The organism is Lawsonibacter celer, assembly GCF_014281125.1.
Taxonomy (GTDB): domain Bacteria; phylum Bacillota; class Clostridia; order Oscillospirales; family Oscillospiraceae; genus Lawsonibacter_B; species Lawsonibacter_B celer.
On the sequence record NZ_JACOEA010000001.1, the window covers coordinates 293,689 to 314,186 of the forward strand.

General features: G+C 58.0%; 21 protein-coding genes, 2 tRNA genes and 1 riboswitch. Of the genes, 12 read left to right on the forward strand and 11 right to left on the reverse strand.

Annotated elements, in window-relative coordinates; translation table 11 throughout:
* Positions 1-225 precede the first annotated feature (225 nt).
* Together H9Q75_RS01355 and H9Q75_RS01360 are read left to right on the forward strand one after the other, a co-directional pair.
* Positions 226-2,064, forward strand: a complete 1,839-nt coding sequence (locus H9Q75_RS01355) for a TIGR03960 family B12-binding radical SAM protein (protein ID WP_186564369.1) — start codon at positions 226-228, stop codon at positions 2,062-2,064.
* Entirely contained in the window at positions 2,054-2,719 is a 666-nt protein-coding gene (locus tag H9Q75_RS01360) for a TIGR03936 family radical SAM-associated protein (RefSeq protein WP_186564370.1), read from the forward strand. The genes H9Q75_RS01355 and H9Q75_RS01360 overlap by 11 nt, the downstream gene beginning before the upstream one ends.
* Positions 2,720-2,764: 45 nt before the next feature.
* On the opposite strand, the gene H9Q75_RS01365 is transcribed toward H9Q75_RS01360, so the two are convergent.
* The 8 genes from H9Q75_RS01365 to H9Q75_RS01400 form a co-directional block, all read right to left on the reverse strand.
* On the reverse strand, positions 2,765-3,352 hold the full coding sequence (locus H9Q75_RS01365; protein ID WP_186564371.1) for an HdeD family acid-resistance protein: 588 nt from the start codon (positions 3,350-3,352) through the stop codon (positions 2,765-2,767).
* Between the two features lie 81 nt (positions 3,353-3,433).
* Positions 3,434-3,907 (reverse strand): YbaK/EbsC family protein, encoded by a 474-nt coding sequence (locus H9Q75_RS01370; protein ID WP_186564372.1) that lies wholly within the window; start codon positions 3,905-3,907, stop codon positions 3,434-3,436.
* A 2-nt stretch (positions 3,908-3,909) separates the two neighbouring features.
* The gene (locus tag H9Q75_RS01375; RefSeq protein WP_186564373.1) at positions 3,910-4,305 is read right to left on the reverse strand and encodes a thioesterase family protein; all 396 of its coding nucleotides are present in this window, start codon (positions 4,303-4,305) and stop codon (positions 3,910-3,912) included.
* A gap of 114 nt (positions 4,306-4,419) precedes the next feature.
* Positions 4,420-5,502, reverse strand: coding sequence for an ABC transporter substrate-binding protein (locus H9Q75_RS01380; RefSeq protein WP_186564374.1), 1,083 nt, complete (start codon positions 5,500-5,502; stop codon positions 4,420-4,422).
* A gap of 65 nt (positions 5,503-5,567) precedes the next feature.
* Positions 5,568-6,437, reverse strand: coding sequence for an ABC transporter permease subunit (locus H9Q75_RS01385; protein ID WP_186564375.1), 870 nt, complete (start codon positions 6,435-6,437; stop codon positions 5,568-5,570).
* Positions 6,434-7,282 carry an ABC transporter permease gene (locus H9Q75_RS01390; protein WP_186564376.1) on the reverse strand — a complete coding sequence of 283 codons (849 nt, stop codon included), beginning with the start codon at positions 7,280-7,282 and terminating at the stop codon, positions 6,434-6,436. Before H9Q75_RS01390 ends, H9Q75_RS01385 begins: the two co-directional genes overlap by 4 nt.
* Positions 7,272-8,441, reverse strand: a complete 1,170-nt coding sequence (locus H9Q75_RS01395; protein WP_186564377.1) for an ABC transporter ATP-binding protein — start codon at positions 8,439-8,441, stop codon at positions 7,272-7,274. The genes H9Q75_RS01390 and H9Q75_RS01395 overlap by 11 nt, the downstream gene beginning before the upstream one ends.
* Positions 8,442-8,563: 122 nt before the next feature.
* Complete coding sequence (locus tag H9Q75_RS01400; RefSeq protein ID WP_186564378.1) at positions 8,564-9,535, reverse strand: RluA family pseudouridine synthase; 972 nt, start codon at positions 9,533-9,535, stop codon at positions 8,564-8,566.
* 133 nt (positions 9,536-9,668) lie between these two features.
* On the opposite strand from H9Q75_RS01400, the gene H9Q75_RS01405 reads away from it, so the two are divergent.
* From H9Q75_RS01405 to H9Q75_RS01445, 9 genes are all read left to right on the forward strand, one after another.
* Positions 9,669-10,172, forward strand: a complete 504-nt coding sequence (locus H9Q75_RS01405; protein ID WP_186564379.1) for a YceD family protein — start codon at positions 9,669-9,671, stop codon at positions 10,170-10,172.
* A 41-nt stretch (positions 10,173-10,213) separates the two neighbouring features.
* Positions 10,214-10,399: a 50S ribosomal protein L32 gene (gene rpmF, locus H9Q75_RS01410; protein ID WP_186564380.1), complete on the forward strand. Its 186-nt coding sequence runs from the start codon at positions 10,214-10,216 to the stop codon at positions 10,397-10,399.
* A 170-nt stretch (positions 10,400-10,569) separates the two neighbouring features.
* Positions 10,570-11,436, forward strand: a complete 867-nt coding sequence (locus tag H9Q75_RS01415) for a DegV family protein (protein ID WP_186564381.1) — start codon at positions 10,570-10,572, stop codon at positions 11,434-11,436.
* A 125-nt stretch (positions 11,437-11,561) separates the two neighbouring features.
* Positions 11,562-12,941, forward strand: coding sequence for a DUF512 domain-containing protein (locus tag H9Q75_RS01420; protein WP_186564382.1), 1,380 nt, complete (start codon positions 11,562-11,564; stop codon positions 12,939-12,941).
* Positions 12,942-12,961: 20 nt separating this feature from the next.
* Positions 12,962-14,287: a ribosome biogenesis GTPase Der gene (der, locus tag H9Q75_RS01425; RefSeq protein WP_186564383.1), complete on the forward strand. Its 1,326-nt coding sequence runs from the start codon at positions 12,962-12,964 to the stop codon at positions 14,285-14,287.
* A 4-nt stretch (positions 14,288-14,291) separates the two neighbouring features.
* Positions 14,292-14,963, forward strand: a complete 672-nt coding sequence (locus H9Q75_RS01430; protein WP_186564384.1) for a glycerol-3-phosphate acyltransferase — start codon at positions 14,292-14,294, stop codon at positions 14,961-14,963.
* 15 nt (positions 14,964-14,978) lie between these two features.
* Complete coding sequence (locus H9Q75_RS01435; protein ID WP_186564385.1) at positions 14,979-15,980, forward strand: NAD(P)H-dependent glycerol-3-phosphate dehydrogenase; 1,002 nt, start codon at positions 14,979-14,981, stop codon at positions 15,978-15,980.
* Positions 15,981-16,085: 105 nt separating this feature from the next.
* Positions 16,086-16,162, forward strand: a tRNA-Pro gene (locus H9Q75_RS01440).
* 200 nt (positions 16,163-16,362) lie between these two features.
* A complete protein-coding gene (locus H9Q75_RS01445) occupies positions 16,363-16,620 on the forward strand; it encodes a hypothetical protein (protein WP_186564386.1) in 258 nt (85 codons plus the stop codon).
* A 249-nt stretch (positions 16,621-16,869) separates the two neighbouring features.
* On the opposite strand, the gene H9Q75_RS01450 is transcribed toward H9Q75_RS01445, so the two are convergent.
* Genes H9Q75_RS01450 through H9Q75_RS01460 form a run of 3 tightly spaced genes read right to left on the reverse strand, consistent with a single transcriptional unit; the run spans position 16,870 to position 20,022 of the window.
* Positions 16,870-17,721, reverse strand: coding sequence for a bifunctional 5,10-methylenetetrahydrofolate dehydrogenase/5,10-methenyltetrahydrofolate cyclohydrolase (locus H9Q75_RS01450; RefSeq protein WP_186564387.1), 852 nt, complete (start codon positions 17,719-17,721; stop codon positions 16,870-16,872).
* Positions 17,721-18,338: a cyclodeaminase/cyclohydrolase family protein gene (locus H9Q75_RS01455; RefSeq protein WP_186564388.1), complete on the reverse strand. Its 618-nt coding sequence runs from the start codon at positions 18,336-18,338 to the stop codon at positions 17,721-17,723. The genes H9Q75_RS01450 and H9Q75_RS01455 overlap by 1 nt, the downstream gene beginning before the upstream one ends.
* A gap of 13 nt (positions 18,339-18,351) precedes the next feature.
* Entirely contained in the window at positions 18,352-20,022 is a 1,671-nt protein-coding gene (locus H9Q75_RS01460; RefSeq protein ID WP_186564389.1) for a formate--tetrahydrofolate ligase, read from the reverse strand.
* Between the two features lie 53 nt (positions 20,023-20,075).
* Positions 20,076-20,163: riboswitch (ZMP/ZTP riboswitch) on the reverse strand.
* 169 nt (positions 20,164-20,332) lie between these two features.
* On the opposite strand from H9Q75_RS01460, the gene H9Q75_RS01465 reads away from it, so the two are divergent.
* A tRNA-Arg gene (locus H9Q75_RS01465) sits at positions 20,333-20,409 on the forward strand.
* Positions 20,410-20,498 lie beyond the last annotated feature (89 nt).

The following is a 20,498-nucleotide window of genomic DNA, read 5'->3' on the forward strand; positions in this document are numbered from 1 at the left end:
TGACAAAAAGGCACAGAATTTCACTTTCCTCTTGACCAGACCTGGTGAATCGGGTAAACTATCAGGGGCAAAAGACAGGAAGAAGTCAAAAGCCACCCATCCGGGTGGCTTTTGACTTCTTCCTGTCAGCCAAAAAAAGGAAAAAGTTGGACTTGAAAGCAGACAGTCCATCGCTTAAAATAAATTTAGTCTGCCATTGCAGGGCTATTGTTGCGGGGGATCGGCATGAATCAGACACTGGAACATATCTTGCCTCGGGTACAAAAGCCCGCCCGGTATACGGGCGGGGAATACAATGCCGTGGTGAAGGATCGGAAAGCGGTCGATACCAGAGTGGCGCTCTGCTTTCCGGATACGTATGAGATCGGCATGTCGAATTTGGGCATGCGGATTCTCTACGGCGTAATGAACCAGATGGATGGAGTCTGGTGCGAACGGGTTTTTGCGCCCTGGGGGGACATGGAGGAGGAGATGCGCCGGGCGGGCGTGGTTCTCTATGGCCTGGAGAGCGGAGACGCCATTGACGAGTTTGACATCATCGGATTTTCCCTGGGTTATGAGATGGCCTATACCAATGTGCTCAATATGCTGGATCTGGCCGGCGTGCCTCTGCGCAGCCAGGAGCGGGGGGAGCTGAGCCCGCTGGTGATCGCGGGTGGCACCTGCGCCTTCAATCCCGAGCCTTTGGCCCCCTTTATCGACATTTTTTCCCTGGGTGAGGGCGAAGATGTGACGGTAGAGTTGATTGAGCTCTACCGGAGAGCCAGGGAGGAGTGCTGGAGCAAGGAGGAGCTGCTTGCCGCCGCCGCCCAGATCCCCGGCCTGTACGTCCCCTCGCTCTATGATGTTACTTACCGCGGCGATGGCACGGTGGACGCCATTACACCCCGTGACGGCGCACCTGCCGTGGTGACCAAGCGAATTGTTCAGGACTTTAACAAGAGCTATTTCCCGGTGAAAACCATCGTGCCCTCCACAGAGATCGTCCATGACCGTGTGATGCTGGAACTTTTCCGGGGCTGCATCCGGGGCTGCCGTTTTTGTCAGGCGGGGTATGCCTACCGCCCGGTCCGGGCCAGGGACCCGGAGCTGTTGATTCAGCAGGGGATTGAGGCATGCAGGGACTCCGGCTATCAGGAGATGACCCTCTCCAGCCTGTCCACCAGCGACTACCGACGGCTGGAGCCTCTGTGCGACGGCCTTCTCGACTGGTGTGAGCCCAACAAGGTCTCCCTGTCCCTGCCCTCGCTGCGGGCGGACAATTTTTCCGCCGGCCTGATGGAGCGGCTTCAGCACGTACGCAAATCCGGACTGACCTTCGCCCCGGAAGCGGGTACTCAGCGCCTGCGGGACGCCATCAACAAAAACGTCACCGAGCAGGAGGTGCTTCGCTCCTGCCGTACCGCCTTCTCCGGCGGCTGGAGCACGGTCAAGCTCTACTTTATGCTGGGACTGCCCACCGAGACCGATGAGGATGTGCTGGGCATCGCCGACCTGGCCGAGAAGGTGTACCAGGCCTGGCGGGAGACCACGCCCAATCCCCGCCGGGGTGTGACCATCACTGTGTCCACCGCCTGGTTTGTGCCCAAGCCCCACACCGCCTTCCAGTGGGAGCCGCAGATCACCATGGAGGAGTATCAGCGCCGGGTGAAGCTCCTGCGGGAGCATATGCGCGGCCGGTCCATCAAATATAACTGGCACGATTCACAGACCAGCTTCCTGGAGGCGGTCTTTGCCCGGGGAGACCGAAGAGTGGCCGAGGTGATTGAGGCGGCCTGGCGTAAGGGCGCCAAATTTGACTCCTGGAGCGAATACTTTGACTTTGACCGCTGGCTGGAGGCTTTTAAGGCCTGTGGCATCGACCCGCATTTCTATGCCAACCGCGCCCGCAGCAGGGAGGAGGTACTCCCCTGGAGCATGACCTCCACTGGCGTATCCGCCCAATTCCTATGGCGGGAGCGGGAGCGCGCCTATGAGGCGAAAATTACCCCCGACTGCCGGAAGCAGTGTACCGGTTGCGGGGCGGACAAGCTCTATCTGGGGGGTGCCTGCGATGAAACATAGGCTGGCGTTTTCAAAGACTGACACTGCAAAATATATCTCCCATTTGGATTTGATGCGTACCTTTCAGCGCTCCTTTCTGCGGGCGGGCCTGCACATCAAGCACACGGAGGGGTTCAACCCCCATGCGTTTGTCTCAATTCCGCTGCCCCTGTCGGTGGGATTTTCCAGCGGCTGCGAGGTGCTGGAGTGCGAAATCCTGAATGAGGAGCATCTGGAGCGGGTCCCGGAGCGGATGAATGCGGCCCTGCCCACCGGCATTACAGTCTCCCGCTGCTATGAGGCGGTGCGTCCCGTCAAGGAATTGTGTTATGTCAACTATATTGTGACCATGGAATACGAGGCCGGGGCCCCCTTCGGCGCGGAGCGCGCAATTCACGACTTGCTGGACCGGGACGCCCTGGTGGTGACAAAGCGTTCGAAAAAGGCGAAAAGCGGTCAGGTGGAGCTGGACCTGATCCCGCTCATTGCCAAAGCGACGGTGGAGGAGCGGCGGGATACGGTGACGCTGGACCTGATTCTGAGGGCGCAGAATCCGGGTGTGAACCCGGAGCTCATTGTCTCCGCGATCCGCGCCAACTGTCCGGAGGCCGCGCCCGATTTTGTGGCGATCTACCGGCGCAGCGTGCTGGACGCGCAGTTCCAGCCCTGGGAATAAGAAAACGGACGTGCAAACGCACGTCCGTTTTTTCATTGGTTCCCACTATTCGATGTCAATAGGGTCCACTTCAATGGGATGGAGCTTTTTATACTCTTTGGCCAGCTTTGAAGTTTTCCAGATGGCCCAGAGATCACAGATACCCACATAGAGGAACACCGCGCCGGTGACCATAATGACCGCTTTGGCGGTCATATAGGGATGGAACAGAATGAGCGCGCCCAGCGCAATGGCGGCCAGAGAGAGCAGCAGAGCGGCCCACCAGCGCGTATAGAGGTAATGGCGCATATCAATGGCGCGCTTCATGCTGATCAGGCTGACCACGATGATAAACAGGCCCATGAGGACAGGGAGCAGGGAGAGAATCAACCTGGGCTGGGTCAGGGAGAGCACGCCCAATGCCGCGGCGGCCACGGAGACCACCAGCTGAAGCGCTAAAACAACGGTCTTGTTCCGGCTGGACAAGAACGCGATGATGCCGATTACGCCGTAGATCAGCAGTACGGCGCCGATGGCGTAACAGATGACGCTGCTGGAGGTGTCCGGCCACAGGAGAAGAACCAGGCCCAGTACAATATAGAGTATGGCGGCCACCACAAAATTAAACTTGATCTGCTTGACTTTTTCTTTCATCGGGAAAACTCCTTTCCGTCTGAAATGATGATACTACACACCGGGAAAAAATCACTAGACAAATCGTAGAAAATGTGTGACTCAGCCCCAATTTTTGCATACGTCCACCCAGCCGGCGCTGTGAGAGTACTCCGCCAGCTCGCCGCAGGTGAGTTCAATGGCGGAATTGGAGCTGCCGGCGGCGGGGAAAACCGTGTGGAAGCGCTGGAGCGAGCAGTCGAGATAGGTGGTCACAGCCGGGTGGTTGATGGCAAATGGACATACGCCGCCCACGGCATGTCCTGTAAAGGCGAGTACCTGTTCAGGGGTGAGCATGACCGCCTTGGTGTGAAACTGATCCTTGAACTTGCGGTTGTCGATTTTTGCGTCTCCCGCGCATACCAGCAGAACACAGCCGCCGCCCACGGAGAAGGACAGGGTTTTGGCGATGCGGGCGCTCTCACAGCCGACCGCTTGGGCAGCCAGCTCCACCGTGGCGCTGGATACGTCGAATTCCAGAATGTCCTGCTCCCGGCCCAGGGCGCGGAAGTAGGCGCGGCAGGCTTCGATGGACATGATCAGCGCCCCGCTTTCTTGGCTTCCGCCTTGACCAGGAAGCGGTCTACTGCGATGATAAAGCGCTCGTGTGTTCCGCCGCCGATGGGGCCGGCCTCATCGAAGGCCTGGACGGAGAAGGTGAGCTTTTTCCCCTCCACCGCGGTGACCTCCGCCTCCGCCCAGACTTTTATGCCCACGGGCGTGGCCGCGTCATGGGTCACATCCAGCCGGGTGCCGACCGTGCCCTGTCCAGGGTCCAGAGCTGATTGAACTGCATTGACGGCGGCATTTTCCATAAGCGCGATCATGTAGGGCGTGGCGAATACAGGCACCAGTCCACTGCCCACGGCAGCGGCGGTATTTTCCGGAACCACCTGAGTTTCGGCGCGGCCTTTCATTCCTATTACAACAGACATAATGGCTTGTCTCCTTTCAAAAATGAGGTAGAACAGTATCATTTTACAACGGATACGGCCGGGACGCAAGAAAAACGCTGCACGGATTTTCTCCGCGCAGCGTTTTGGATGGGATTAGTTGGAGGCCAGCTTCAGACGGGTCCACTCCCCGTCGTAGAGCGTGAGGGTTTCCTGGGGCAGATTTTTGAAGCTCTCGCATTTGGCCAGCAACTCCTCGTCGGGGTAGGCGTAGGGGTCCTCCGAGACCTCCGGGTCCAGCTCCTCACGCACTGAGAGCAGGGGAGAGGAATACCAGGTCTCTTCCACATTGGCCGTTCCAACGGCAGTGGAGCACATAAAGTTGATAAAGGCCTCCGCATTGGCCTTGTTTTCCGCGCCCTTGGGGATGCACATGGCGTCCACATAGAGGTTGGTCCCCTCCTCGGGCAAGCAGAAGGCCAGGTCGGGATTGACGTCAGCCATGGTCAGGTAGTCGCCGTAGTAGTAGGCGCCGATGGCGGCGGAGCCGCTCTGCATCTTCTCAAAAATTTCGTCCATAACATAGCTCTGCACCAGGGGCTTCTGCTTGATCAGCAGGTCGGTGGCTTCCTTGATCTGGGCCTCGTCCGTGGTGTTGTAGGAGTAGCCCAGGTACTTCAGGGCCACACCCAGGGCGTCACGGGAATTGTTGAACATCAGAATCTGGCCCGAATACTGGGCGTCGAACATGGTGGCCCAGCTGGTGGGCGTCTCGCTGACCAGGGTGGTGTTGTAGATAATGCCCAGCAGGCCCCACATATAGGGCACGGAGTACAGGTTTTCCGGGTCGTAGTCCGGGTTTTTCAGGGCAGGGTCGATGTCGGAAAAATTGGGAATATTCGCAAAGTCCAAAGGCTCCAGCATATCCTCCTCGATCATACGGGAGATCATATAGTCGGAGGGGATGACCACGTCGTAGCTGGCGCCGTCGTTCTTGAGCACGCCGTACATGGACTCGTTGCTCTCAAAGGTATCATAGTTTACCTTGATGCCGGTCTGAGCGGTGAATTCATCCAGGACGGACTCGTCGATGTAGACGCCCCAGTTATAGACGTTGACTTCACCCTTGCTTTCCGTGCCGGGTGTGGAGGCTGTGCCGCTGGTAGTGCCGCCGCAGGCGGTCAGAGACAGGCCCAAGGCCAGCGCCGTGGTCAGTAGGAGTGCGAGAGTCTTTTTCAATTTCTTTCTTTATCCCCTTTCGGATATGAAATAAATTATAACCAGCCCCGCCAGGGGCGAGTTACCTAGGACTGCCCGTCTGAGGGCGTCAGGGCGGCCTTGCGGCGGCTGCTGGCGGTCTCCTGCCTGGCCTGACGGACATTGACAATGAGCAACAGCAGGAAAACGCAGATAAACATTAGGGTGGACAGGGCGTTGATCTCCGGTGTCACAGGCTTTTTGACCATGGTATAGATCTCCACGGCCAGGGTGGTGACTCCGGAGCCCTTTGTAAAGTAGCTGATGACAAAGTCGTCAATGGACATGGTGAAGGCGATGATCAGGCCGTTGAGGACGCCCGGCATGATCTCCGGGAGGATCACCCGCCGGAAGGCGTAAAAGCCGGAGGCGCCCAAATCCTGAGCCGCCTCGTAGATGTTGGGATCCAGCTGCCGCAGCTTGGGCATGACGGAGAGGATCACATAGGGCGCATCAAAGGTGATATGGGCGAGGAGCAGGGTGCCGAAACCCATTTTCCAGCGCACGCCCAGCAGCTGGCTGAGGGGGCTGCCGTTGAAGGCACCGATGGCGAACACGAACAGGAGCATCATGGATACGCCGGTGATAATGTCCGCATTGGTCAGGGGGATGTTGTTCACCGACAGGCACACGCTTCTGGACCGGCGGCGCATGCTGTAGAAGCCGATGGCGGCGGCGGTGCCCAGAATCGTGGCGATGAGGGCGGCCAGCACGGAGAGAATCAGGGTGGTGCGCAGAGCCCCCAGCAGGCGGGTATCCTGAAAAAGCTCCAGATACCACTTCAGGGAGAAGCCCTCCCAGACGCGGTTGCTCTTGGCGGAGTTGAAGGAAAAGACGATCAGCAGGACAATGGGGGCGTAGAGAAACAGGTAGACCAGCACCGTAAAGATGCGGGAGGGAATGCGCCGCTTGCTCACAGCACCGCCACCCCCTCTTCTCCCTCGCCGAAGCGGTTCATGATGGCCATGCACACCAGAACAATGACCATCATCACCAGCGCGATGGCCGAGCCCAGGTGGGGATTGTAGGCGTTGCCCAAAAACTGCATCTCAATGAGGTCGCCCAGCAGCAGCGTCTTGCCGCCTCCCAGCAGGCGGGAGAGGGCGAAGGTGGAGACCGACGGGATAAACACCATGGTGACACCGGAAAGCACCCCGGGCAGGGACAGGGGAAAGATGACCTTGCGGAATACCATGGTGTTGTTCGCTCCCAGGTCCTGGGCCGCCTCAATCACCTTGGGGTCAATCTTGTCAATGACCGAAAAGATGGGCATGATCATAAAGGGGAGGAAGTTGTAAACCATGCCCAGAATGATGGCGCCCTGGGTGTTGATCATATGGAAGCAGGTGAGATTGGTACCGAAGATACCATTGATCAGGTCAAACAGGCCGATACTGCCCAAAAACTGATTGATGAGCCCGTTGTCGTCCAGCAGAGACATCCAGGCATAGGTGCGCAGCAGGAAATTCATCCACATGGGCAGCATGATGAGCATCATGGCTACCTTGCGCACCATAACGCTCTCCTTGGAAAGAAAGTAGGCCAAGGGATAGCCGATCAGGATGCAGATCAGGGTGGCGATCACGGCCAGCACAAAGGAGTGCCGGAACGCAGGGAAATACTGCCCCATATTGCTGAAGTTGGACAGGGTAACGCCGCCGTCCTTAGCGGTGAAGGCGTAGATGACGATCAAAATCAGGGGCGCGATGACAAAGAGGGCCATCCAGACCACATAGGGGATGGCGAGCGCTCTATTCCTCATCTCCGCCCTCCGCCTCGTCCGGGCCCTCGTTGAGCTCGTCGTACTCCGCGCTGTAGGAGCTGTAGTCGCCGAACATGCCGGAATAGGGGCTCTTTTTCATAATATGAAAGCCGTCCGGATCAATTTTCACACCGATGCGGGAGCCCACGGGGGAGTAGTCGGTGGTCTGAATCAGCCACTTGAAGCCCCGGAAATCCACAATTGTGTCATAGTGGACCCCCTTAAACGTAACCTCGGTGACAGTGCCGGTGAGTTGTCCCTCCGCCTCGGACACGATATCGATGTCCTCCGGGCGGATGACCACGTCCACCGCCTCTCCTGGGGCAAAGCCCTTGTCCAGGCAACGGAATTTCCGGCCGTACATGCCCACCACATAGTCCTCATGCATGACTCCGTCGATGATGTTGCTCTCCCCGATGAAGTCGGCCACAAAGGCGTTCTTTGGCTCGTTATAGATGTCCTCTGGCGTGCCGATCTGCTGGATCTTGCCCGCGTTCATCACCACGATGGTATCACTCATGGTCAGAGCTTCCTCCTGGTCGTGGGTGACGTAGATGAAGGTAATGCCCACCTGCTGCTGGATGCGCTTGAGCTCGATCTGCATATCCTTGCGCAGCTTCAGGTCCAGGGCGCCCAGCGGCTCGTCCAGCAGCAGCACCTGGGGCCGGTTCACAATAGCCCGGGCGATGGCCACCCGCTGCTGCTGGCCGCCGGACAGGGAGTTGACTGAGCGCTTGCCATAGCCGGCCAGGTTTACCAGGGTCAAGGCCTCCTCCACCCGCCGCTTGACCTCCGCCTCGGGCACCTTGATCAGGCGCTTGGGGTCCTTGGGATCCGGGACTTTATTGATGCGTAGCCCGAAGGCCACGTTTTCGAAGATATTCATATGGGTAAACAGCGCATACTTCTGGAACACGGTGTTTACCTTCCGCCTGTGGGGCGGGACATCATTAATCCTCACACCGTCAAAAAACACGTCTCCCGAGGTGGGCTTTTGAAAACCGCCGATAATGCGCAGCATGGTGGTTTTGCCGCAGCCCGAGGGACCGAGCAGTGTGAGGAATTCCTTATCATTGATATAGAGATTGATATGGTCCAGAATCACGTCGTCGTCAAACTTCATCACACAATCCGACAGGCGGATGAGCTCCTTGGACATTTATCCTCCCCCATTTCCCAAAATAGTAGCAAAAGACGCACCCAAACCGGCGGTTGGGTACGCCCTTATGACGAATCAAATAATATATGGTATTGCGAAAAAAGTCAATAAATTTGCTGTAATTATTTTGGGAAATTTCCAGGGAAATATTCACTTACAAAATCAACGCTTTTTACCGTAAAGCGTTTTCCTTTTAAATACTCTAAAAGCCCCGCGTCGGTAGAGAAGGTAAACTCCAGCTGATAAGAGCACAGGGCCTGAAAAGTGCGGCCATATTTTTGGCCGTCCCTGCCGCGGCCGTACTTGCCGTCGCCTAGCAGGGGATGGCCCGCGTCGGCAAACTGGGCGCGGATCTGGTGGGTGCGCCCGGTGAGCAGTTCGCACTCCACCAGGGAGAGGCCGTCCTGGGTCCTCAGAGTTTTATATAAGGTGGCCGCGCTCCGGCCGCCGGGGACGGGCCTGTGATAGACCTTTACCTGGGCCTTTTCCTCATCCTTGAGCAGAAAGCCGTCCAGTCGGCCCTGGGGCGGATTCATACGCCCGTGGATAATAGCCAGATAGCGCTTGGCGATCTCCCGGTCCCGGATCTTCTGGTTGAGGATGCGAAGGGTCTCCGCATTTTTGGCCGCCATGACGATACCGCCGGTATTCCGGTCAATGCGGTTGCACAAGGCCGGGATAAAGGAGTGCTCATCCCTGGGATTCCACTCCTTCTTTTGATAGAGGTAGGCCTGCACGTGGGTGATGAGGGTGTTGACCTTCTCGTGCTCGTCTGAATGACACAGCAGGCCGGGGCGCTTATTGAGCAGCAGCAGATTTTCATCCTCATAGACCAGATCCAGCTGAGGCCTGAACACGGAGAGAAAGGCATTTTCCTCCCGGGGGGCGTCAAAGAATTCGTCGTTGATGTACAATTGCAGCACATCACCGGCGGCTAGGCGCACGTCCCGCTGGGAGCCTTTGCCGTTGACCTTCACCCGCTTGAGGCGGATATACTTCTGGGCCAGGGGGGCGGGGAGCAGGGGCAACGTCTTGGCCAGCCAGCGGTCCAGCCGCTGCCCGGCGTCGTTTTTGCCAACGATAAATTCTTTCATAACCCGATCGCTCCCGTTTTTTGTGGATGTTTTAGACATCATACCACAAAGTGAAAAAATTTTGAAGAAAAGTATTTGACATTGGCGGAATTTTTCGTTATAATGTCCGCTGTACCATTGTGAGAGGTGTGCCATGCGACTAAATCTCCGCGAAATTCTCCACCAGCCGGGGGCAAGCGTTCCCTTCGCTTTCCAGATGGATCTGTCCGATCTGGATTTCTATGGGGAGTGCCCTGCGCAGGCGCCGATCCAGGTGTCCGGCGCGGTCCGGAACACGGCCGGCGCCCTGGAGCTTCAGGGGACGGCGGAAACCACCCTCAGCCTGCGTTGTGACCGCTGTCTCAAGTCGTTCCGACAGGAGATGAAGGTCCCGGTAAGCTGTCTTCTGGCTGAGCGGCTGGAGGATGAAGAGAACGATGAGATTGTGCTGCTGGATAACGGAGAAGCCGACCTGGACGAGCTTTTCACCACAGCCTTGGTCCTTGCAATGGACACCAAGCATCTTTGCTCAGAAGATTGCAAGGGGCTGTGCCCCCGCTGCGGTGCCGACCTGAACGAAGGCCCGTGCGGCTGCAAGCCTGAAGTGGATCCACGTTTGGCTGCTCTCGCGCAGCTGTTGGATAAAGAAACTGAGTAACTTTTGCCCGGCCAGGGCATTGACCTAAGGAGGTGTCATAAATGGCAGTCCCTAAGAGTAAAGTGTCCAAGCAGCGTCGGAATAAGCGCCGCAGCTCCGTGTGGAAGCTGGAGACTCCGGGCGTCACTACCTGCCCCAAGTGCGGTGAGTTCCGCCTTCCGCACAGAATGTGCAAGAACTGCATGACCTACAACGGTCATGAGCTGGGTAAGGCTGAGGCGAAGTAAATAGCACAGAAAAGAAGAGGGGAGTGTCCCCTCTTTCTTTTTGCCCGATGCATGCAATGCGATATTGTTTTTAAAACCATGTTTTATGGTGTTTGCCATTGACGCTTGAAAGGACAAATGCTATAATAAGACAGAATCGCACGCTTGATGTGCCGGAGCAGAAAGGAACGATGAGACAAATGCAGGACGCTGGAATTGCCATTGTTGCGGATTCGGCCAGTGATATTCCCCAGGAGCTGGTGGAGCGGCACAGGATTGCCGTACTGCCCTTGAAGGTTGTCTATGGCGACCGCGCTTATGTGGATGGGGTGGAAATTTCTCCCCAGGAGGTTTACAGCCGCTTTCCAAAGGAGATTCCAACCACCTCAGCGCCCAACGTGCAGGAGGCTCTGGATTTGCTTCGCCGCCTTCAGAGGCAAGGGGTGCGCAGGGTGATCGGTGTGTGCGTTTCCAGCCACATCAGTGCCTCTTACAGCGCCCTGAGCACTGCTCTGGCCGAGTGCCGGGACCTGGAGGGCTATGTTCTGGACAGCAAAGGCATATCGCTCAGCTCTGGCCTGTGCGCCCTGTGGGCGGCGGAGAAACTGGAGAGCGGCGTGCCTTATGAGGAGGTCGTGGCCGGTCTGGCAGGGAAGGCAGCTCACGCTTCGCCGTATTTTTACATGGACAGTATGGAGTATCTGGTAAAAGGCGGGCGCATTAGTGCAGCGGCCGGCATGGTGGGTTCCCTGCTGGGGATCAAGCCGATCATTACCTGCAGCTCGGAGGGGACCTATGTAGTAGCCGCCAAGCCCAGAGGGACCCGAAAAAGCCTGGAGAAGCTGCTGGAATTGGTTGTGGAGCGCGCGGGAAGCGGTCCGGCCTGGTTGGCGCTGGAGAGCGGCGCCGGCGACCCGGAACAGCTGGCCTGGATGCGCAGAGAGCTGCACAGCCGTCTGCCCAAGGCTACGCTGCTCATTGAAAAGCAGATCACAGCGACCATGGCGGTCCATACGGGACCCGGATTGATCGGCGTGTCCGTGCTCAACGAGTTGTAAGCGGTGCGCAGGCCGCCGGCCAAAATCGTGGCCGGCAGCTTTTTTGCGTGTGAGGCTGGTTTGCATTTTTACAAAAAATAGGGTAAAATGACAAAAGACTTCGAAACCACCGATGGAGGAATCCCATGAGCATGACGGTAATACAATCGATTGACCGGCACAGCCCGGCAGAGCGCGCGGGCCTACGGCCCGGCGAGACGCTGACTCATGTGGATGGGCATCCCATTGTGGACGTGCTGGACTATAAATTTTATACCTATGATCCGCGTCTGGAGCTGACCCTGCGGCAGCCGGATGGGAAGAGCCGCACCGTGCGGGTGAGAAAGCGGGAGGGAGAGAACCTGGGCCTGAACTTTGAGAGCTATCTTATGGATCGGGCCCGCTCCTGTGCCAACAACTGTATCTTCTGCTTTGTGGACCAGATGCCGCCCGGGATGCGCAAAAGCCTTTATTTTAAGGATGACGACGCCCGGCTCTCCTTCCTGATGGGAAATTATCTGACCCTGACGAACCTCTCCCAGCGGGAGATTCAGCGGATTATTGACCTGCGGATTTCACCCATCAATATTTCCGTCCACACAACAGACCCGGTCCTGCGGGTCGAGATGCTGAAGAACCGGCGGGCGGGGGAGGCCATCGACACCATGCGCCGTTTGGCGCAGAACAAGATCATCATGAACTGCCAGATCGTCTCCTGTCCCGGGATCAACGACGGGCCTCAGCTGCACCGGACGCTGACCGATCTGGCGGAGATGGCGCCGGCGGTGAACAGTATTTCCGTGGTGCCCGTGGGGGTGACCAAGTACCGGGAGGGGCTTTACCCGCTGCGCCCCTATACCAGGGAGGAGGCGGCCGCCCTGCTGGACCAGGTAGAGGCCTTCGCCCAGCGGCATCTGGAGGAACACGGAACCCGGCTGGTGTGGTGCTCGGACGAATTTTACCTGCTGGCCGGCCGGCCGCTGCCGCCGGAGGACTATTTCGAGGAGTTTACCCAGCTGGACAATGGCGTAGGGATGCTCCGCCTGCTGAGCTGTGAGTTTGAACGGGCGCTCAGGCTGGTCGAACCGGAAGACCTGATGAGGGCGGGGGCCTTTTCCATGGCCACCGGCGTATCCGCTGCCCCTTTTTTGCAGCAATTGGTTGACATGGCCCGGAAAAAATGCGATAAAATAGAAGGGTATGTCTATTCCATCCAAAACCGCTTTTTTGGCGAGACCATCACAGTGGCGGGTCTGGTGACTGGCGGCGATCTCATTGCGCAGCTGAGGGGCAGGCCGCTGGGGGAGCGGCTGCTGATCCCGGCCAATATGCTCCGCTCCGGAGAGCGGGTCTTTCTGGACGACGTCTCCGTGGACGATGTGGAGCGGGAGCTGGGGGTGCCGGTGACGGCGGTGCCTCAGGACGGCTATGAGCTGCTGGATGCCATGTGCGGCCTGGAGGTCTCGCCGGACCGCCCGTTGCATGCCCCTGGAGAGGACACGGAGTACTACCAATATAACCCCTGAGAAATGAGAGTGATTGATCAATGAAGCCCTTAGTCGCGATCGTGGGCCGGCCCAATGTGGGCAAGTCCATGCTGTTCAACAAATTATGCGGCCAGCGGCTGTCCATTGTGGAGGACACCCCAGGCGTGACCCGGGACCGGCTGTATGCCGAGTGTGAGTGGCGCAGCCGGACCTTCGACATTGTGGATACCGGCGGCATTGAGCCCTCGGCGGATACGGAGATCCTGGCTTTTATGCGCCAGCAGGCAGAGATCGCCATTCAAAACGCAACGGTCATTATTTTCCTGTGTGACATCAAGACCGGCCTGACCGCCTCTGATCAGGAGGTAGCCAATCTGCTGCTCCGCTCGGGCAAGCCTGTGGTCCTGGCGGTGAACAAGATGGACCAGGTGGGCAGGACCAATCCCGATGTGTATGAGTTTTACAACTTGGGTCTGGGGGACCCGATCCCCGTCTCCGCCGTGCACGGCCATGGCACCGGCGATCTGCTGGACGAGTGCTTCCGCTACTTCCCGCCTGAGGAGGAAGAGGAGGAGGACGACGACGTCATCAAGGTGGCGGTGATCGGGAAGCCCAATGTGGGCAAGTCCTCCCTGGTGAACAGGATCCTGGGGGAGCAGCGGGTTATTGTCTCCAACCTGGCGGGAACCACCCGGGATGCGGTGGACAGCGATTTCGAAAACCATAAAGGGAAGTATCGCTTCATTGATACCGCCGGCATGCGCAAAAGGTCCAAGGTGGACGACCCTATTGAGAAGTTCTCTGTTCTGCGGGCCACCATGGCCATTGAGCGGGCCGATGTGTGCCTGATCATGATTGACGCCAACGAGGGGGTCACTGAGCAGGACACCAAGGTGGCCGGCCTGGCCCACGAGGCGGGCAAGGCGTGCATCATTGTGGTCAACAAGTGGGACGCGGTGGAGAAGGACGGCAGGACCATGGACAACATGCGTCAGGACATCCGCCGCGACCTGTCCTACATGACCTATGCCCCGATCATTTTTATCTCGGCGCTCACCGGTCAGCGTGTGGACCGCCTGTTCGACCTGATTAACTATGTCAACGACCAGGCGTCCATGCGGATCACCACCGGCATGCTCAACACGGTCCTGGCCGACGCCACCGCGCGGGTGCAGCCCCCCACGGATAAGGGACGCCGTCTGAAGATCTATTATATGACCCAGGTTGGGGTTAAACCGCCCCATTTCGTGGTTTTCTGCAACGATGCCAAACTCTTTCACTTTTCCTACCAGCGCTATCTGGAAAACCAGATTCGTGCCACCTTCGGGCTGGAGGGGACCCCGGTAAAACTGACGGTCCGGCAGAAGAGCGATAAGGAGGGGTAAGCGGATGGATTTGACCCTTTTCTTTACCGAGTGGGGGCTGGATTTCTGGCTCCCCGCCCTGATTATGGCGGTAGTGGCCTATTTCTGCGGCTGTTTTAATGGGGCGGTGATTGTCTCCAAATATATCCTGCGGGATGACGTGCGCACCCATGGCAGCGGAAATGCGGGGTTGACGAATTTTTTTCGGACCTTCGGAGGACCGCTGACCCTGGTGGTTATCCTGACCGATGTATTAAAGGCTGTGGCGGCGGTACTGCTCACGACGGTCGTGTTTCGCAGCTTTTTAATGAATGACCCCATGGTCATTGTGTTGGCGAAATACTGGGGAGGCGTTTTTTGCCTGCTGGGCCACATGTTTCCTTGCATGTTTGGCTTTCGCGGAGGCAAGGGAATCCTCTCCGGAGGCACTATTGCACTCATGATGGATTGGCGCATCGCACTGGTGGTCTGGGGCGGCTTCCTGATTTTGTTTCTCCTGACCCGATACGTCTCCCTGGGCTCTCTGTGGGCCGGGGCCTCCTTTCCATTTGCGTCCCTGTTTGTATATCGGAACGCGCTGATCTTTCTTCTGGCGCTTATCTGCGGCGGCCTGGTGGTGTGGAAGCACCGGAGTAATCTGGCCCGCTTGGTGAAGGGTGAGGAGTCGAAATTTAGTTTCCATCGAAAGACGTCCTGAAAGGAAGTTTTGTACATGAAAATCTCTGTAATGGGCAGCGGAGGATGGGGCACGGCGTTGGCGCTGGTCCTGCTGGAAAATGGCCACGACGTAACCCTGTGGTCATACCGGGAGGAGGAGTCCCTGGTTTTGCGGGAGACAGGGGAGAACCCCATGCTCAAAGGGGTTCCGCTGCCGGCGGGCCTGCACCTTACGTCCGATCCAGGCTGTGTGAAGGACTGCAAAGTGATTGTACTTGCCACGCCGTCCTTTGCGGTGCGCACCACGGCGCGGCTGCTCAAGCCTTTGCTGGAGACGGGGGCTGTGGTGGTCTCCGTTTCCAAGGGGATTGAGCGGGATACCTCGATCACGCTGACGCAGGCCATCGCGCAGGAGTTGGGGGAGGAACATCCCATTGTAGCCCTCTCCGGGCCCTCTCACGCAGAGGAGGTGGGCCGCCAGGTACCGACGGTGGTGGTCTCCGCCTCCAAGAGCAGGGAAGCGGCAGAGCTGGTACAGGATTTGTTTATGAATGAGCGCTTTCGTGTCTATGCCTCGGACGATGTGGTCGGCGTTGAGCTGGGAGCGGCCCTGAAAAATGTGATCGCCCTCTGTGCAGGGATCTGTGATGGCATGGGGTTTGGCGACAACACCAAGGCGGCGCTGATTACCCGTGGCCTGACAGAGATGGCCAGGCTGGGCGTGGCTATGGGAGGCAGAAGGGAGACCTTTGCCGGCCTGACGGGCGTGGGGGATCTGGTAGTTACCTGTACGTCTATGCACTCCCGCAACCGCCGCTGCGGCATTCTCATTGGCCAGGGCACTCCGCCTGAGCAGGCTGTGCAGGAGATCGGCGCCGTGGTGGAGGGGTATTACGCCGCGGCAAACGGCAAAGCGCTGGCGGACAAGGCCGGTGTGGAGATGCCTATTACGGATGCGGCCTATGATGTGCTCTACCGCGGCAGAGACCCGAAGCGAGTTGTGACCGAGCTGATGACCCGCGCCAAAAAGCATGAGCTGGAGGACAGCTGGGTATAATCAGGCTGCGGCCAGAAAAAAACGAAAAATTTAGAAAAAAGGCTTGCAAGTATGCTCAAATTGTGTTAATATAATCAAGCCGTCTGAAACACGGACGGCTTCTTTCCGGGTGTGGCGAAGTTTGGTATCGCGCTTGAATGGGGTTCAAGAGGCCGCTGGTTCGAATCCAGTCACTCGGACCAAACAATGATAATCCGAACTACATTATCCAGGTGGGTAATGTAGTTCGGATTTGTCATTTCTATTGAAAATGTGATTTAATAGACGAGGGCAATGGATAACTATTTGCCCTTGTCATTTCCTGTAAAATGTGGTATTCTCATTTTGAAATATATACGATCAACTGCCTACACCTACTGGGAAACTATTGGGAGGCGCCGCTTTGAAACAATTATCGTTTAAGATACAATGCTATATTTCATTAGTCATTATTGCGTGTGCCTTTTTGTTTGAGCAATTATTTAAGATTGGCATTCTCCACAATGTCTGTTGGATACTCGTAGGACTTCTTTTTGCAATTAACCCTGTATGGCCTCAAGCATGGGACTGGAGAGACCATAAAGAATTGAAAAAAGGTGTCCGAATTGGTGGTATTCTTGTAATTATTATATTTGGTTTTTTTGTTCGTTATGGAGTTTAGTTTCCCACTATTTTAAAATATACAAGGCGGGAGCATCGTTGCAGATGTTCCCGCCTTTGTTACACCTTGTTCTCTTGTTCGGCCTGTTGCTGTGCTTTCCACCCGGCAAACTCCCGCTGCTTCTCCTCGCTCTCGAAAAAGGCTTGAATGTCCGGGAGCAGCCTCTAGATCATGGCGCTAGACATGGAAAAAATCGAGCATTTGAAAGTTGGGGCTATTCTGCTTCAGATTCCGTTTGCCGATATCCAATCAGCCGCAGGACTGGGCGGCAGCTTCCGCCACGTGGGCGGCCAGGACGGAGGTGGTAACCGCGCCTACGCCGCCGGGGACAGGGGTAATGGCGGCGGCGAGCGGCTCCACACAGCCAAACGCTGCATCGCCCACCAGATTGCCCTGTTCATCCACATTGATGCCCACGTCGATTACCACCTGGCCGGGGGAGACGTGCTCCGCGCCGATCACTCCGGCCTTTCCGGCGGCGGCGATCAGCACCTCCGCCTGACGGCAGACGGAGGGCAGATCCGCCGTGCGGGTATGGCATATGGTCACTGTGGCGTTGCGGCCCAGCAGCAGCATGGCTGCAGGCTTGCCGATGACCAGGCTGCGGCCTACCACCACCGACCGCTTGCCTTTCAGGTCATAGCCGTAATAGTCTAGAAGCTCCAGACAGGCCTGGGCGGTACAGGGCGGAAAGCCCTGGCCGCTGCCGGTGAACACTCCGGCCAGGGAGCCGTCGGTGATGCCGTCCACATCCTTGGCAGGGGAGAGGGCCCGGCAAACTGCCGCCTCGTCCATATGCTTCGGCAGGGGGCGAAACAGCAGACAGCCATGGATGGACTCATCCCGGTTGATTTCCTCAATGACCTCCAGCAGGTCCTCCTGACTGGAGGAGGCAGTGAGCAGAACCTGCCGGACCGCAATGCCCACCTTTTCGCAGCGCTTGATGGCCCCGCGCTCATAAGAGAGGTCCTCAGGGCGCTCGCCTACCCGGACAATGGCCAGCGTGGGCGAGATCCCCTTTGACTTCAGAGACTCCACCTGCACGGCCACGCGCTCAGTGAGCGCCGCGGCCACCGGCGCGCCCTTCCACAGTTCTGCCATCAGGAATACCTCCCCATCACGGCCTCATAGACCTGATCCGCCATGTTCCGATACAGGCCCGCCAGACGGTCTGCCTCGGCGTTCAGAGACTGGGCATAGGCCTGGTCCGCCATGCTCTTGGTGTTTACCTTCACGTTGAGCCACGCGCCCTCCAATGCGCTCCGGCAGAAGGCTGCCCCGGTGCCCACGTCGGAGAGCACCATAACGCTGCCCTTCTGCGCCAGCTCCCGGTGCAGGTCAATGGCCCGGCAGGTCAGCCGCAAGATCTCCATAGGGGCGGCCGCCGCGTCCCGGAGGCATTGCTCCATGACCGCCTCCCGGCTCGGATCGTCCTTGGGAATCGCATACGCCCTGGACAAAGGCTCAAAGGCCGCGGCGTCCGCGTCCACCTGGGCCAGAAGCTGGGCCCGGATCTCCTCCGCGTCCGCCATAAGGCGGCGCACATCCTCCTCCACGTGGGCGTACTTTTTCTTGCCCACCGTGTAATTGCCCACCATGGTGGCCAGGGCGGCCCCCAGTGCCCCCGCCAGGGCGGAAGCGCCTCCGCCTCCGGGCACTGGCGCTTTGGAGGCCAGTGCGTCTAAAAAGCCCTGACAGCTCTGTTCTGCTGTGTTCATACTGGAATCCTCCTCAAAACAGTCCGGTGATCCGGCCGTCCGCGTCCACGTCCACCGTTTCGGCGGCCGGGACCTTGGGCAGACCAGGCATGGTCATAATATCGCCGGTGAGGGCCACCAGGAAGCCGGCTCCGGCAGACACCTTCAGATTGCGGACCGTCACCCGGAAGCTGTCGGGCGCGCCCAGCAGGGAGGCGTCGTCCGAAAAGGAGTACTGGGTCTTAGCCATGCAGATGGGCAGACCGCCAAAGCCCAGGGCGGTCAGCTCGGCCGCCTGTTTTCTGGCCGCGGGGGTCAGATCAACGCCAGCGCCGTGATAGACCTTTTTTACAATTGCCTCCAGCTTTTGTTCAATGGGCTGCTCCAGGTCGTAGCTGAAGCGGAAGTGCGCCGGGGTCTCACACAGACGGATGACCTCCCGGGCCAGAGCCTCGCCGCCTTTGCCGCCCTTGGCCCATACCTCACTGAGGGCCACGTTGACCCCCAGGGCGCGGCAGCGGTCCTCCACCAGCCTCAGTTCGGCTTCGGTGTCAGTGGGGAAGCGGTTGATAGCCACCACGCAGGGCAGGCCATAGACCTGGGTAATGTTCTCCACATGGCGGAGCAGATTGGGCATGCCGGCCTCCAGCGCAGCCAGATTCTCCTGACTCAGCTCCGCCTTGGCTGCGCCGCCGTGGTGTTTCAGGGCGCGGACGGTCGCCACCACCACCACGGCCGCCGGAGTCAGGCCAGCGAGGCGGCATTTGATGTCCAGGAATTTTTCCGCGCCCAGGTCGGCGCCGAAGCCTGCCTCTGTAATGGCGTAATCGCCCAGCCTCAGAGCCATGCGGGTGGCCATCGCCGAGTTGCAGCCGTGGGCGATATTGGCAAAGGGGCCGCCGTGGACGATGGCGGGCGTGCCCTCCAGGGTCTGCACCAGATTCGGCTTGATGGCGTCCTTGAGCAGGGCGGCCATCGCGCCCTCCGCCTTTAAATCGTGGGCGGTGACGGGCTTTCCGCTGCGGGAGTAAGCCACCACCATGCGGCCCAGCCGGGCTTTCAGATCCATCAGACTATCCGAAAGGCACAGCACCGCCATGACCTCGCTGGCCACTGTAATGTCAAAGCCGTCCTCCCGCGGCACGCCCTGCATTCGTCCGCCCAGGCCGTCCACAATGCTGCGCAGTTGCCGGTCGTTCATGTCCACACAGCGCTTCCAGACAATGCGCTTGACGTCGATGTCCAGGGCGTTGCCCTGCTGAATGTGGTTGTCCAGCATGGCGGCCAATAGGTTGTTGGCCGCGCCGATGGCGTGAAAGTCACCTGTGAAGTGGAGGTTGATGTCCTCCATGGGCACTACCTGGGCATAGCCGCCACCGGCCGCGCCGCCTTTCACCCCAAATACAGGGCCCAGGCTGGGCTCCCGCAGAGCCACCATGACCTTCTTGCCCAGGCGGCGCATGCCGTCCGCCAGCCCCACCGTGGTGGTGGTCTTGCCCTCTCCCGCAGGGGTCGGGTTGATGGCAGTCACCAGAACGAGCTTTCCATCCGGCCGATCTGCGTGTTCGGAGAGCAGCCTGGTGTCTAACTTGGCTTTATACCTGCCGTAGTACTCAAGCGAGGCCTCCTCCACCCCGGCTGTGGCCGCAATATCCAGAATGTGCTTCATTTGACAGGCCTGTGCGATTTCGATATCCGTTTTCATGCAACTTCCTCCCTCAAGATATTCCTAAAAACAAAAAAAGACGCACTACCATCGTAGTACGCCCAGACGGTCGGCAATCGTGGCGGAAGCCACTGCTGTACTCCACGTGGTGATCCACTTCCGTCAGTCATACAGCTATCTTGTTTATATCAAAACAACTGAAACTTGTCAAGAAAAAGGCGGAGCTTGGAAAGAGATGAGTGAACAGATTGAAAAAATTTCTTTTTTTCGGAAAGTTCCTCTTGCATTTTGAAGCAAGCTGTGCTAATATAAATAAGCTGTCAATGAGGAATACCTCAAGGGGCGGTATGCGGCTGTAGCTCAGCTGGATAGAGTGTTTGGCTACGAACCAAAAGGTCGGGGGTTCGAATCCCTTCAGCCGTACCATATGAACGAAACCCGTTTTTCGAACAATTTTTTCGAAAAACGGGTTTCTTCTTTTCGGGAAGCCTTGCAATGCCAGGGTTTTCCGATTC